The sequence below is a fragment of the Enterobacter sp. CP102 genome (assembly GCF_025152625.1).
In the GTDB taxonomy this organism is placed as follows: Bacteria; Pseudomonadota; Gammaproteobacteria; order Enterobacterales; family Enterobacteriaceae; genus Enterobacter; species Enterobacter soli.
Map to the genome: position 1 here is coordinate 3,915,194 of NZ_CP104014.1, position 13,963 is coordinate 3,929,156.

A 13,963-nucleotide genomic window follows, 5' to 3' on the forward strand; every position below is an offset into this window, starting at 1 on the left:
TCCCTGCCTGACTGGCCCAGACCTGTTAACCACTTTAGCCCCCACATCACCGCCCCTATAACCTAATCCTGAATTGAGGCTACGCTATGGGGGCTATTGTTTTTTGCAAGGCAAAAGCCTGAGTACCTGAGTAAACAAAACGAACTTGCATTAATCCTTCAGGACCAGTTCACAGTTTTCCCGTGAAGTGAATTCATCTGTGTGATTCCTTATGCGCCATCAGAAATCTGACTGGAGCGACAGGAATGCAAAGAGTAGTGGTCTGTGGAATTATCCTCTGCTGGGGCCTGATGAGTTACGGAATAAGCGCACTCATTACGGGGTATCAGGACGGGATGGCATATATCTGGGCGCTTGTCTTATTGTCCCCTTTTTCTTTACGCGCAGTGTACCTGGTACAACGCAGACTCATCAGCCGGCCCTGCATCCTGAGCCACCATAAGCATAAATCCCGGACGTTCGTACACCTGTCCCCCAGTCAGCCAACCGTCAATATTTCATCCAGGCGCGTAGTCTGGTTCTGGAATGGTGTGCTGGACAGCGTGGCAGAAGCCCTCAAAGAAAATGAAAACTCCGTCGTGGTTGCATCCCACCTGCTGACTTCCTGCCGGATTAAACGTATCAGAAGGCATCTTCAGCCTGGCTGTTACCGGAGCCACTTCATACACGTTCCCTTCACACCCGCTGCGCGTGCAGTTATGCAACTCGAAATTCTTCTGGCTCAGTGGCGCTGGCGGGTCCCGTCGAGAACGGTATGGCCCGTTCTCGTCATCCGAAAATCTTTTCATCCGGAAAAATAAAATCCCCTGTTTTGATTTTCAGGTTGTCATCACACTGGCTACATCAATGTAGTCGATCTGAACGATCGATTTTCATCGTTATACATCCAGTGTGACGCGCGATAACGTATCCACAGTGGATACAAAAACAAATAACTTAAGCCAAATTATTGTGTTAGGCGACACCGGGAAACGTTATGAACCGTCTGAACATCACCTCCATTCTGGCCAGCATCACCACTGAACGGGATGAAGAATTGCAGCAGCTGGTCGCCCGGCTTTCCGGCGGAAAGAAAACGTCTGTCAGCCCTGTTGCGATACGTTTTAAACCTGCCGTAAGGGACTTCGTCACCCTGGTATCAGGCCGTCTGGGTATCTCATCAGCTGAGCTGGTTAATATTCTTGTCGAGGGCATCATGCGTGAGACGCTTATCCCCCGGCAGGCTGTAATTACACACATTCATGAACGGTTCTGGCTGCTGATGGATGAACACCGGCTTTCGGTTCTCGATGTGGCCCGACTGCTCTCGGACTGGAACATCGGCCTGAGCGTTCTGGAAAGCCGTGAAAGGACGATGGATTATTTAACTGCACCTTTGCTGAAGCAATTATCGGAGTGGTTTTATGTCAGTCCTCAGTGGCTGGAAGGAAATGATACTCGGCCCATGCATCTGACCGCTTTCAGCGAATGGATGCAAGTTGCCTGGGAAATAAAAAAAAGAGTTCAGGAGTCAACATCTGACGGCACGCCTCCTCCCGGTATATTTCTGGTAAGAGAAAACAAACATTTTTCTTCGGATATGGCAGATGCGGACGGAAATATTTTCATTTTTACTCGCCGCTACAAAACAATTAATGACGTAATGGTCAGTGGCGTTGAATGTGTCGGATATTGCCCGTCCACGGGAGACAATAAGAAACAACTTAATTCATTTTTGAGCATGATCAACATTATTTTCAGGACTCACCTGCTGAACAGCTTCGATATTTTTTATGCTGCCAGTTATTTGATGGATGCACTGAAAGAAGGCGAAACACTTCCAGTCTCTGCACTTCGGAAGATTCAGGAAAATAACAGTAAAGAGTCAAGCCATTTTTTTAAAAACATATGGACCAACAAGGAAAAAAGTCCGTTTCTTTTCCCTTTTAAATATCTGACACAAGAATGGAGTGAATTAACCAGAGAAATAACAGCACTCAGTATTCCGTAAATTACAAATCAGACAAGTTATTTTTATTGGTGCGCCTGCACCAGGGGATTCTTTTGCCTTAAAAACCTTAAATGAGAAAGGAATAAATGATGAAAGCCTCAATTTCAATGATTACACGCAGTATTTCTGTCGCCCTGCTGGTTTCCGCTGTACCTTCAGTCCATGCGGCCACAAGCTGGATGGAAGCACGGGGTGATGCAATGGGAGGTACCGGCATAGCATCAGCACACTACGGTACCGCTGCGCTGTCTAACCCGGCGCTGCTGACACATTTCGGCCCAACCGATGATTTCAGTCTTGTATTGCCGTCTGTGGGCGCTCAGGTCTCTGATCCGGATAAAGCCGTAGACAGCGCTGATGATGTGAAAGACCTGTGGGACCGTTTTGACGCGGCAGTCGACAGTCAGTCCGGCGTCAGTGAAAGCGCGGCCGCGCTGAAAAGTAAACTCAGCGATCTGAAAAACGCACATGCCAGTGGCCAGGTCGGTGCTTCCGTTATTGCCACAGTTCCGAACCAGACCCTGCCGTTCGCCGTCGTGGTGAAATCATGGGGTACCGTCTCCGTCAACGGAAAGGTCAGCGAACATGACCTGGAGTATCTCGATAAAGTGGCAGACGGCACAATTCCATCGTCTGCGGTGGACACTGATGCCCTGACATCCAGAGCTTACGGACGTGCGGCTGTGATCACCGATGTCGGCGTGGCCATGGCACATGAATTCAAAACTGCAGGACAGGCATGGTCATTTGGTATTACACCTAAATACCAGCGCGTTGATCTGTTTAACTACAACGTTTCTGTCAGCAACTTCGACAAAAACGACATTGATTCCAGTGAGTACCGCAATACAAAAACCGGTTTTAACGCCGATGTCGGTCTGGCGACGAACCTGAATGAAAACTGGACTCTAGGTCTGGCCGTTCAGAACGTCATACCGCGCTCAATCGATACCAGAGAAGTTAACGGTGAAAAAGAAACCTTCAAAGTTAAACCTCAGGCCACTGCCGGCACTTCATGGCACAACAGCGTCATCACAACCGCGCTCGATGTCGATCTGACTGAAGCGAGTGGTTTCACCGGTGACCGGAAGCGCCAGTTTACAAGCCTGGGGGCTGAGATCAATGCATGGAACTGGATGCAGGTGCGTGCGGGTTACCGCCAAAACATGGCTTCCGGCGAAGATAATGCCTTCACTGCAGGTCTGGGTTTCTCCCCGTTTGATGTGGTTCACCTGGATATCACGGGTATTGCAGGTACCGATCGCACCTACGGCGCAGTCGCGCAACTTCAGTTTACTTTCTGATTCTGACAGCAGGGGGAATGAGAACGTCCCCCTGCTATTCCCCTGTAAATGATTGAGGATTAGCCCATGTTTAACTTAAATAAATCCATTGTCGTTATTTTTAAAGTATCAACGCTGGCTGTTGCCCTGGTTGTGGCGGGATGCAGCAACCAGGGCGTAAAAACAGATAAAATCACATACCACACTTCCCCGGCTCCGACTTATAAAGATCTTTCCACTTTTCCAAAAAACAATAGCTGGTTAGCCGAAATTAATACACAAAAAGTCCCGGTGGATGTAGACACAGCCGCAAACCGGTTAAAGAAATATTATAAATTCCCCTCAGCTGAAGAAGTCACGATCGCAAAAAACTGGGTATTCCGAATGCAGTTAGCTCAGGCGTGGAGTGGTCTTCTGTGCCAAGAAAATACTATCGGATGGGGTGAACCTGGAACGAAACGGACCACCTGACTATTCGGATGCAAAAAGTGGGGGCTCAGACTGAAATTGTCACCACCTATATGACCTATAACGTTAAAAACGTTTCATCGGGAGAATTAAAAAAACTCTGTGATGAGATCAATGCAGATGACTGCACAGACTGATTCCATCAAACAGTAAATACATTAAAACGCCCGTAATTCGTCAAGTATCACTGAATATAAGACATCCCTACAGCCAGTGGAGCGATGTCTGTTTGAATCGCCACGGGTTTAACAGACACCTCGGAGTCATTTAAGATGGCTTAAAGAGAGGTGCCCATGAGCGGTAAGCGTTATCCCGAAGAGTTTAAAATTGAAGCAGTCAAACAGGTTGTTGATCGTGGTTATTCTGTTTCCAGCGTTGCAACACGTCTCGATATCACCACCCACAGCCTTTACGCCTGGATAAAGAAATACGGTCCGGATTCTTCCAATAATAAAGAACAGTCAGATGCTCAGGCCGAGATTCGCTGTCTCCAGAAAGAGCTGAAGCGGGTTACCGACGAACGGGACATATTAAAAAAAGCCGCGCCGTACTTCGCAAAGCTGTCCGACTGAGGTACGCCTTTATCCGTGATAACACCTGTTGCTGGCCTGTTCGCCTGCTCTGTCGGGTGCTGAATGTTCATCCCAGTGGCTTTTACGCCTGGCTTCAGCAGCCGCATTCACAACGCCATCAGACAGACCTGAGACTGACAGGACAGATTAAACAGTTTTGGCTGGAGTCGGGATGCGTCTATGGTTATCGCAAGATCCATCTGGATCTGCGGGATACCGGGCAACAATGTGGGATTAACCGGGTCTGGCGACTGATGAAACGTGCCGGGATAAAGGCTCAGGTCGGATACCGGAGCCCGCGGGCACGTAAAGGCGAGGCCTGTATCGTGTCGCCCAACAGGCTCCAGCGACAGTTCAATCCGGATGCTCCGGACGAGCGTTGGGTAACGGACATCACCTACATCAAGACCCACGAAGGGTGGCTGTATCTTGCCGTGGTTGTTGATCTGTTCTCACGCAAAATTATCGGCTGGTCAATGCAATCCCGGATGACAAAAGACATTGTCCTGAACGCATTGCTGATGGCTGTATGGCGGCGTAATCCCCAAAAACAGGTGCTGGTTCACTCTGATCAGGGCAGTCAGTTCACAAGCCATGAGTGGCAGTCGTTCCTGAAATCACATGGTCTGGAGGGCAGCATGAGCCGTCGCGGTAACTGCCACGATAATGCGGTTGCAGAAAGCTTTTTCCAGTTGCTGAAGCGTGAACGGATAAAGAAAAAGATCTATGGAACGCGGGAAGAAGCCCGCAGCGATATTTTTGATTACATCGAAATGTTTTATAACAGTAAGCGCCGGCATGGTTCGAGTGATCAGATGCCACCGACGGAATATGAAAATCAATATTGTCAACGGCTCAGAAGTGTCTAGATTATCCGTGGCGATTCATACAGCTGGCTTACTTAATTACTTAGTAATTAAAACTCGCTAATATTACAGACGCAATTACCCTCTTATGATCCATATATAATATTTTATCTCCTTCCACTTATCTTATTCAGTAGTCAGCCTGTCTAAAATTGCTTGTGCTGTATTCACATCAGTAACAAGGGCGTTAATCATCCCCGACCTGATAGCGCCAATAATACCCGCAGCCTTTTCTGGCGTTGCAGCCACACCAATAGTAAGAGGAGTTCTCCGCAATTGCTCTGGTGACGCTGCCAACATCCGTTCTTCTCCTTCCCAATGAAGCGCTTCGCCAGTTTCTGTGACATAGTGTCGAAGCACATCTCCGGCCGCTTGCTTAAGTGCCTGCTCGTCCAATGTTGCAGTGCTGAGCTCACTAGGCTTGGGTGCATGTGTCAGACCAACACCGACAATGGCAACGTCCATTCGATCCCATAGAGAAATAATGTCTTGAACGCTGGAGTCGGTTAAAAAGGCCTCACGAAGTTCGGGAGAGGAAATGTAAGGAGCATGCAGAAAGTACGGTTTACCTTCCATGTGTTCTGCTGCCTGGCGAACAAATTCATTTATTTGGAAATGGGGGGCAGCCTGCTGCATACCACCATTAAGCGCCACAGTGATAATACCAGGAATGCGCGGAAGGCCTGCCTGTGTCACTTCACGTATAGCTCGCCCCCATCCAATCCCTAGTACGGAACCCGCACCAAGGTTAGCCTGCTGCAGGATCGTTGCCAGTGGAACAGCCAGAGAACCCAGAATGTTAGCCGGTGGCGTTTCGACAACCGCGGCTGTTTTTATGCCAAGGCGTTTAATCAAGTCTGTAGACATATCTTCCGGGGACGTCAGATTTATGACTTCGATGCGTATAATTCCCGATGCTCGTGCTTTACTCAACAACCGAGAAACAGTCGCTGTTGACATACCAAGTTTTCTGGCGATATCCACCTGAGATAAATCAGATTCATAGTGTAACTTTGCCACCATATGCATTAACGCTCGGGTGGCGGTTACATCTTGTAAATTAGGCTCTTTCAGTTTGAAATTCCTTTCCGTAAGGTATTACAATGTTTTTTTGTGTAGAGGAATTATTGCGCACTGCCTATGAAAAAGCAACAAAATACATGGCCTAAAAAGGCTGCTAACTCGTTAAATAGCGTGGGTTTGAACCAAGGTTGTACTCGTTATTAAAATGAGATCGTCTTCACAATTTATGTGTGATGGAATTAGTTTAGTACAACCTTTTTTATAGTAAAAGTTTAGATGACGATGATTACCCTTTGATGTTCTTTGAATCGGCACGTCATTATTATCGAGTTAGATCGCTGGGTCGATGGACAAAGGAGATTTTATTAACGTGAGCAGCATAAAAACTACCTCTTCTATGCCTGATACATACGATTCTGGTCATGAGCCTTTCGCTTTAAATTCAAGCAGCCAAAATCATTACAAAAGAGTTGTTCTGGTAAATGGTGTTCCTGCTTCTGGTAAAAGTCGCATTACAGAGCAACTATCGAATTTAACAGGGTGGCTACAACTTTCTCTCGATGGAATAAAGAACCCCTTTCTACAACGAATACCCAATGTTACCAGAGAGTTTAATCGAGTTCTTGGACTGGCAAGTTACCAGACAATGTGGTCCATTGTTGAGGGAGCCCCTGTACAAAGCACATTCATTTTGGATGCATGGTTTGGGTTTCAGCCAAAGGAAGTACTTCAACAATATCTATTCAGTTCTGGCGTCACGCACCTTGTTGAAGTTTGGTGCGAAATTCCCGGAGAACTCGCCGCAGCACGTTATGAATCAAGATTAAGTCAACGATTGCCAGGACACCCGGGAGAAGAATACATACCGGAACTCATTGCCTTGGCTAGCCGTGCCGTTCCTATGCAGATAAGTCCGGTATATAAAGTCGATCAAACTCAACACCATGAAATAGAACCACTATATCAATGGATATTGGATTCATGGGGTTTTCCTGACATGAAAAAATAGCACAAAAGATTATCACGAAACAACTTAGATATAAATTCCGATTAATCAGTTGCGACACACCGCATTATTATGTTATGCATGTTTATTTTTCTCAAAAAAAATCTGCCCTCCATAAGCGATACATTATTCCAACCGGGATATCACAGGGGCAATTAGGCATAATTTATTTAAGCCAGAATCTATTTTTTAATTTAATACGATTATTTGAGGTAAATAGTGAATACACGTAAACAATTAACTAATGCTATTCGAGCCTTGGCAATGGATAGCGTACAGAAAGCCAAATCCAGTCACCTAGGTGCCTAGATGGGGATGGCGGATATCGCCGAGGTCCTGTGGCATGATTTCCTGAAGCACAATCCGGGCAATTCGGCCAGGACAGACCGGGACAGCTTTATTTTCTCCAACGGTCACGGTTCAATGCTGATTTACAGCCTGCTGCACCTGACTGTCTACGATGTTTCACTCAATGATTTGCAGAGCTTTCGCCAGTTACACTCCAAAACGCCGGGTCACTCGGAAGTGGGTTACACCGCTGGCGTGGAAACCACCACTGGCCCGCTGGGTCAGGGCATTGCGAATGCGGTGGGCATGGTGATTGCTGAGAAAACTCTGGCGGTGCAGTTCAACCGTCCGGGCCACAACATTGTTGACCACTTCACGAATGCCTTTATGGGCGACGGTTACATGATGGAAGGCATTTGTCATGAAGTGTGCTCACTGGCCGGGACCCTGAGACTGGGCAAACTGGTTGCCTTCTACGACGACAACTGTATCTCCATCGGTGGCCACATTGAAGGCTGGTTCACCGATGACACCGCAGCACGCTCGAAGCCTACGGCTGGCACGTGGTTCGCGGCGTTGACGGTCAAAATGCAGACTCCATCAAACGTGCGGTAGAACGAGTTTATGAGCTTTATCAGATACAGAGCAATGGAGGCTTGTGAAATCAGTCAGGACTCAAGATCAGAAGCCATAAGCACATGCAATGCAATGCAATGCAATGCAATGCAATGCAATGCAATGATTGTATGAAATAACAGAAATAAATTTCATGCCCATCCCAGATAGTGTACGTGATGAGAGTACATTCTTGGGCGACAACTCATAGCCATTCATTCACATCAGGTCAAACAGATCCCGATGTGAAAAGTGAGATACAGCATCCTTATGCTTCCTAGATGGGAATAATATAACAAATTGATATTATTTATCATTTTATTCATTTCGACATATTTCCCTGCACGGATGATGCTACCTTAAAAAGGTTCTCTTTTTATACATGACCTGTGGAGTGAAAGTGGTCTGCATGTATCGGTCACCACATGTACAGAAATTTAAGACTTGGATCACATCTTGTAGAGGATGATCAATTTATCTATTGCCTGAAAAGAATTTCAGAAATATATTTCACATCAGATGTTCGATAACACAACCCATGGTTCGATGACTAGAAGGCATGAGTAAGAGGCATCATATAATGAAAGCAGGTTATTACGTTGGTGACAGAAAATATCAGGTTCGGGACATTCAGGAACTGATACCCGGTGATAATGATGTAAAAATAAAAGTTGCATGGTGTGGATTATGCGCGACTGATGTGCATAAATTTAATGGTAAAAATGGTGCAAGCCCAGTAATCCCCCCAATTATTTTAGGGCATGAATGTTCTGGTATTGTTGTTCAGGTTGGCAAGGCTGTAACCCGATTCAAACCAGGTGATAGAGTCGCCGCAGACCCCAGTTTTCATTGCGGGCATTGTGAATTCTGTCAGCAGGGACTGGTTAATTTCTGCAAAAACCGTCATGGCGTTGCAAAAGGTTTTGCCGAATATATATGTCCCCCAGAAAAAAATGTTTATCCAATTCCTGACTCATTAGATCTCAGAACGGCTGCGTTTGCAGAACCTTTATCATGTATAGTTCACGGCTTAGATTTAATTAATATCAAAAGTGGCTCAACTGTAGCTATTTATGGCCTCGGAGCAATCGGAAGCTTGCTCGTGCAACTGGTAAGATATTCAGGTGCAGCAAAAATCATAGTAATCGAACGGGAACCAGAAAAACTCCTCCTTGCTAAGCATCTAGGAGCTAATATTGCGGTGGATGATGTTGAAATCCTTAACATCTATAAAGACATTAATATCGACTATGTTATAGAGTGTATTGGTAATACCAAGACAATGGAACAGTCCTGTGAAATCGCAGGGAAGAACGCCAAAATATTATGGTTCGGTCTGGGCGATCCGGAACAAGCGGTAAAAATAAATCAATATAATGCATTTACAAAAGAACTGAGCATTTTCACCTCTTATCTGAACCCTTACTCTACGAAACGGGCAATTGATATTTTATCTTCGGGAATATTAAACACCAAAGACATTATTAGTGCAGAACTAACCCTTGAGAACATCGGTGATGAGCTTGATAATTTGGCATTTTCCAGACAAGGCAAGGTAATGTTGAAGCTATCTGGTGAGCTGTAACAACCTTTGTATCCATAATCCTACACAGTAAATCGTTATATATAATAATTATTGAGGCGAATTATGATAATAGAAGCGGTATTAATAGGCCTGCTTGCCACTGTTGCCCAATGGTGGTTCTTCGGCCCAATAACCAAGTGTTTAGTGTATCCGCTCACTACGGGATTATTAGTCGGTATCATTATGGGTGATCCCATTCTCGGTATGATGGCTGGTGCGAACATCCAGTTGATTTATTTAGGCTGGATCTCTGCTGGCGGTACAATTCCAAGCAATACTATGGTCGCCGGTATTTTAGGTACCTCGATGACTATTTTATCAGGCGCATCTCCTGCGCTGGCTGTTACCTTCGCAATTCCATTCAGTATGCTGGGCTTGCTTAGCCATCAGTTGTATATGACATTCAACTCTTTTGCTATCCATAAAGCGGATACCTACTTAGAAAAAGGTAATCTGGATGGCGTCTGGTTCATGAACTTTATCCCGTCATTCTGCTTGAGTTTGCTACTGAACGGTGTACCAGCTTTCTTGTTGGTGTTCTTTGGTAAAGACTGGGCCATGGGTCTGCTGAACATGGTTCCAGAGCGTTTCATTCACGCACTTGAAGTTGTCGGTGGAATCATGCCTGCACTCGGTATCGCAATGTTGCTTAGCTTCCTTTATAAGCGTGAAATCATTGCCTTCTTCTTTGCAGGATTTTTCCTTACCATCTATCTGAAACTGGATACGATGTCCGTGGCCATCTTTGGTTCCGTCATCGCAACTCTTGTCTACATTGCAAGTACACGTCGCCAGGCTTCTGAGGCTGATGACGCATTCTCAGGCAACACTAACGAAGCAGATACCCCAGATACAACGTCAGGTATCAGACTGAGAAAACGTGATTTGGTGAAAACATGGCTGTATACGACTTCAACGGAGGCTTGTTACAACTATGAACGCCTTCAGGCATTAGGTGCCGCAACACTGATGCTGCCAGTAGTAAAAAGACTCTATCCGACGAATGAAAAACGTGTCGAAGAGCTTAAGAAGTACATGGTTTTTTATAACTCAGAAGTGTTCACTGTCGGACCGGTCATCAATGGTATAGCGGCTTCAATGGAAGAAGCTCGTGCAAATGGCGGTGACGTTTCTGCTGAAGACATCAATGCCGTTCGTACGGGCCTGATGGGACCAGTAGCAGGAATTGGTGATACAGTTATGCAGGGTATTCTGTTCCCAATTCTCGCGGGTATCGGCTGTACGATGGCACTTGACGGCAACCTGTTAGGGCCAGTGTTCTTCACCGTTGTTTTTGAAGTCCTGATTTTTACCTGTGGTTATAACATGTTCATGCTTGGCTATAAGCAAGGTAAAAACTCAATCCTGCGCATTTTGAAAAGTGGAACCATCGACAAAATCACCAACGCTTTCTCGATTGTGGGCTTAATGGTTGTTGGCACGATGGCTGCGAGCCGCGTGAATGTGATTACCCCCGTAGTATTGAGTTCTGGTCAGGACAAAGTGCTGACATTGCAGGGCGTTCTGGATAGCTTGTTACCTGGGTTGATTGCTTTAGTGCTGACACTGGGTATCTGGAAAATGCTGCAGAAAAAATTCAATGCTATCTACATTATTATCGCAATCTTTGTTGTCGGTATCCTGACGTCATATCTTGGCATACTGGGAATTAAATAAGTCTGTAGGCGGAGGCGATTCAGATGATTCATATTGTAGTTGTCAGTCATGGTTATTTTTGCCGTGAAATTAAAAATAGCCTGGACATGATAATCGGAGAAACCTCCGGCATTACAAGTGTTCCACTGATTCCGGGGGAAGCCCCGGAGTCATACCGGGTAAAACTGGAAGAGGAAATTGACAGAGTTTATACAGAAGACGGCATTGTCGTACTCTCAGACATTCTGTCAGGAACCCCATATAATAGCGCATGCTTCTTGGCAAGAAATTATAAGATGGCGATTTTTAGCGGTATGAACTTACCTATGCTAATTACGATTGCCCTCGAAAGAGAAAATAACTCATTGTCCGAACTGGTTGAATTACTGAAAGATGAAGATGTTATTGGCATAAAATCAATTATTAACAACCAAATGGGGAAAACTCATGGAAAATCTAGCGTTAACCAGAATTGATGACCGTCTGATTCATGGGCAAGTAGTCACCGCTTGGATGAAATATACCTCTGCCCGTAAAGTTATTGTCATCGACGATCAGGTAGTTAAAGACGAATTCATGATGTCTGTTCTGGAAATGGCTGCACCTAAAAATATCTCTATTGAGATTCTTTCCGGTGCGCAAGCCGCCGAACGTCTGAAAGAGAAGCTTGCAGTTCCTACAATCATTCTCGTGAAAGGACCCGCTATCCTGAACTATCTGATGGATAATGGTGTGGATATCCCTGAGGTTGATCTGGCAGGGATGGGCGCGAAACCGGGCCGCTCAGTATTGTTGAAAAACATCTCGGTCAATAAAGATGAAAAAGATGAATTCCAAAAGATAATTGACCGTGGTGTGGAGCTTTTTATTCAAGTTATGCCAAATGATAAACGCGTCAGTGTGGCAGATCATTTACATAAAATTAATTAGTAAGGAGAGATAAATGAGCTTAATTCTCGAAAGTACAGTATCAGTAATACTCGGCGGAAGCGGCGGGATTGGTGCTGCCATTGCGAAGGATTTTGCATCTAAAGGCGCAAAAGTTGCCATTTTCGATCTTCATGAAAAAGCAGCGCAAAATCTGGTTGATGAAATTAAAAGTGGGGGTGGAGAAGCCGCTTCTTACAAAGTTGATGTGACGAATAAAAAAAGTATTGAAGATGCTGCCGACCAGGTTGTCGAACAATTCGGGGAAATCAATTCGTGGATCAACTCTGCGGGTGTATCAAAAATGGCTCCGTTCCTGGAAAGCTCCGAAGAATTATGGGATATCACCCTAAATGTAAACCTGAAAGGGACATTCTTTGGTTGCCAGGTAGCCATTACGCACATGCTAAAAAAAGGCAAAGGGACAATTATCAATATCTCGTCTCTGTCTGGAAAAAAAGCCAGTTCCTGGCAAACGGTATATTGCGCAAGCAAATTCGGTGTACAGGGCCTGACACAATCTATTGCTAAAGAATATGCTAATAGTGGTATCCGCGTTAACTCCATTTGCCCTGGGATCGTTGAGACTACGATGTGGGACAGCCTTAAACTGGATTACGCGAAGAAACGTGATCTGAAACCAGAAGAAGTCATGCCTTACTTTACCAAAAACATCCCAATGCAGCGCCTTGTTGCGCTCAAAGATGTAACGGATACTGCTCTGTTCCTGACTACAGACCAGTCCAGCTATCTGACTGGGCAGTCAATAAACTTAGTCGGTGGGGAATGGATGGATTAAGGATGTGTTTTATTAATCGCATCTGACCTGATATTCCCTGGTTACCTGGTCAAAGCCAGGTAACCAAACCGTAGCAGATTCAATACGTAATTTTGACGAAATATTTGAAGAAGTGTACGGGAGACGAAAATGTACTATGACTTGATTCGAAGCGAACTGAATGAATCAGCATTGACGCTTGAGAAATTTCTGCAGCAAGACGCCAACATTCATAATATTCAGAAAGCAGGGATGATGCTGGCTGATAGTTTTAAGAACGGTGGAAAAGTTCTGTCTTGTGGCAATGGTGGCTCACATTGCGATGCCATGCATTTTGCTGAGGAGTTATCAGGTCGTTACCGCGAGGACCGCCCAGGATACCCTGGTATTGCGATTTCAGATCCCAGTCATATCTCCTGTGTCAGCAATGATTTTGGATACGATTATGTATTCTCGAGGTATGTCGAAGCAGTAGGTCACCAGGGCGATGTTTTACTGGGTTTCTCAACATCCGGGAATTCTGTCAACGTGATAAATGCCATCAATACAGCAAAAAGCAAAGGCATGAAAGTAATTGCTTTAACCGGCAAAAACGGCGGTCGAATAGCTGGTAGTGCAGATATTGAGATAAGAGTCCCTCACTTTGGTTATGCTGATCGCATTCAAGAAATTCATATTAAAGTAGTGCATATACTTATTTTATTAATAGAACTTGAGATGACAAAAAAAATAAACACCTGAGTGATTAGCCTCAGTAATATTCAATATTCATCAGGGAAGCCTTTATCTAATTCCAATGGTGAATATAAGTTATTATTTAGCACGTCAAAATTACAAGCATTGAAAATTAACGCGCTTTATTATAGTGATGGGTATCTTAAACACGTAACAATAAGTTACGTCTTT

Annotated in this window: 12 protein-coding genes and 1 pseudogene; 12 read left to right on the forward strand and 1 reads right to left on the reverse strand. The window is 45.2% G+C overall.

The features are described 5' to 3' along the window. Positions 1 to 976 precede the first annotated feature (976 nt). From N1249_RS18420 to N1249_RS18435, 4 genes are all read left to right on the forward strand, one after another. Positions 977 to 1,990 carry a hypothetical protein gene (locus N1249_RS18420; protein ID WP_259831913.1) on the forward strand — a complete coding sequence of 338 codons (1,014 nt, stop codon included), beginning with the start codon at positions 977 to 979 and terminating at the stop codon, positions 1,988 to 1,990. Positions 1,991 to 2,097: 107 nt separating this feature from the next. Beyond that, positions 2,098 to 3,294: a conjugal transfer protein TraF gene (locus N1249_RS18425; protein ID WP_259838217.1), complete on the forward strand. Its 1,197-nt coding sequence runs from the start codon at positions 2,098 to 2,100 to the stop codon at positions 3,292 to 3,294. Positions 3,295 to 3,360: 66 nt separating this feature from the next. Then, positions 3,361 to 3,744 (forward strand): hypothetical protein, encoded by a 384-nt coding sequence (locus tag N1249_RS18430; protein ID WP_259831915.1) that lies wholly within the window; start codon positions 3,361 to 3,363, stop codon positions 3,742 to 3,744. 290 nt (positions 3,745 to 4,034) lie between these two features. After that, positions 4,035 to 5,182, forward strand: a protein-coding gene (locus N1249_RS18435; RefSeq protein WP_259831916.1) for an IS3 family transposase whose coding sequence is annotated in 2 segments (ribosomal slippage) — positions 4,035 to 4,272 and positions 4,272 to 5,182 — 1,149 coding nt in all. Because the reading frame shifts where the segments join, the coding sequence is not laid out codon by codon here. 123 nt (positions 5,183 to 5,305) lie between these two features. Here the strand turns inward: N1249_RS18435 and N1249_RS18440 are convergent. Then, on the reverse strand, positions 5,306 to 6,208 hold the full coding sequence (locus N1249_RS18440) for a sugar-binding transcriptional regulator (protein ID WP_259831917.1): 903 nt from the start codon (positions 6,206 to 6,208) through the stop codon (positions 5,306 to 5,308). A 391-nt stretch (positions 6,209 to 6,599) separates the two neighbouring features. Here N1249_RS18440 and N1249_RS18445 point away from each other — a divergent pair, with 391 nt between their 5' ends. The 8 genes and pseudogenes from N1249_RS18445 (at position 6,600) to lpcA (ending at position 13,798) form a co-directional block, all read left to right on the forward strand. Next, positions 6,600 to 7,211, forward strand: coding sequence for an AAA family ATPase (locus N1249_RS18445; RefSeq protein ID WP_409193181.1), 612 nt, complete (start codon positions 6,600 to 6,602; stop codon positions 7,209 to 7,211). 216 nt (positions 7,212 to 7,427) lie between these two features. Further along, a pseudogene (locus N1249_RS18450) lies at positions 7,428 to 8,113 on the forward strand (transketolase); the annotation flags it as partial. A gap of 578 nt (positions 8,114 to 8,691) precedes the next feature. Continuing rightward, positions 8,692 to 9,696: a zinc-dependent alcohol dehydrogenase family protein gene (locus N1249_RS18455; protein ID WP_259831919.1), complete on the forward strand. Its 1,005-nt coding sequence runs from the start codon at positions 8,692 to 8,694 to the stop codon at positions 9,694 to 9,696. A 63-nt stretch (positions 9,697 to 9,759) separates the two neighbouring features. Further along, positions 9,760 to 11,373, forward strand: a complete 1,614-nt coding sequence (locus tag N1249_RS18460; protein WP_259831920.1) for a PTS system mannose/fructose/sorbose family transporter subunit IID — start codon at positions 9,760 to 9,762, stop codon at positions 11,371 to 11,373. A 23-nt stretch (positions 11,374 to 11,396) separates the two neighbouring features. Further along, complete coding sequence (locus tag N1249_RS18465; protein ID WP_259831921.1) at positions 11,397 to 11,828, forward strand: PTS sugar transporter subunit IIA; 432 nt, start codon at positions 11,397 to 11,399, stop codon at positions 11,826 to 11,828. Continuing rightward, positions 11,800 to 12,282, forward strand: a complete 483-nt coding sequence (locus N1249_RS18470; RefSeq protein WP_259831922.1) for a PTS sugar transporter subunit IIB — start codon at positions 11,800 to 11,802, stop codon at positions 12,280 to 12,282. The genes N1249_RS18465 and N1249_RS18470 overlap by 29 nt, the downstream gene beginning before the upstream one ends. Before the next feature lie 13 nt (positions 12,283 to 12,295). Further along, a complete protein-coding gene (locus N1249_RS18475; protein ID WP_259831923.1) occupies positions 12,296 to 13,078 on the forward strand; it encodes an SDR family NAD(P)-dependent oxidoreductase in 783 nt (260 codons plus the stop codon). Between the two features lie 129 nt (positions 13,079 to 13,207). After that, on the forward strand, positions 13,208 to 13,798 hold the full coding sequence (gene lpcA, locus N1249_RS18480) for a D-sedoheptulose 7-phosphate isomerase (RefSeq protein WP_259831924.1): 591 nt from the start codon (positions 13,208 to 13,210) through the stop codon (positions 13,796 to 13,798). Positions 13,799 to 13,963: the final 165 nt, after the last annotated feature.

Coding starts and splice junctions, on each gene's coding strand:
- N1249_RS18420 (WP_259831913.1), top strand. CDS start 977: ATGAACCGTCTGAACATCACCTCCATTCTGGCCAGCATCACCACTGAA.
- N1249_RS18425 (WP_259838217.1), top strand. CDS start 2,098: ATGATTACACGCAGTATTTCTGTCGCCCTGCTGGTTTCCGCTGTACCT.
- N1249_RS18430 (WP_259831915.1), top strand. CDS start 3,361: ATGTTTAACTTAAATAAATCCATTGTCGTTATTTTTAAAGTATCAACG.
- N1249_RS18440 (WP_259831917.1), bottom strand. CDS start 6,208: ATGCATATGGTGGCAAAGTTACACTATGAATCTGATTTATCTCAGGTG.
- N1249_RS18445 (WP_409193181.1), top strand. CDS start 6,600: ATGCCTGATACATACGATTCTGGTCATGAGCCTTTCGCTTTAAATTCA.
- N1249_RS18455 (WP_259831919.1), top strand. CDS start 8,692: ATGAAAGCAGGTTATTACGTTGGTGACAGAAAATATCAGGTTCGGGAC.
- N1249_RS18460 (WP_259831920.1), top strand. CDS start 9,760: ATGATAATAGAAGCGGTATTAATAGGCCTGCTTGCCACTGTTGCCCAA.
- N1249_RS18465 (WP_259831921.1), top strand. CDS start 11,397: ATGATTCATATTGTAGTTGTCAGTCATGGTTATTTTTGCCGTGAAATT.
- N1249_RS18470 (WP_259831922.1), top strand. CDS start 11,800: ATGGAAAATCTAGCGTTAACCAGAATTGATGACCGTCTGATTCATGGG.
- N1249_RS18475 (WP_259831923.1), top strand. CDS start 12,296: ATGAGCTTAATTCTCGAAAGTACAGTATCAGTAATACTCGGCGGAAGC.
- lpcA (WP_259831924.1), top strand. CDS start 13,208: ATGTACTATGACTTGATTCGAAGCGAACTGAATGAATCAGCATTGACG.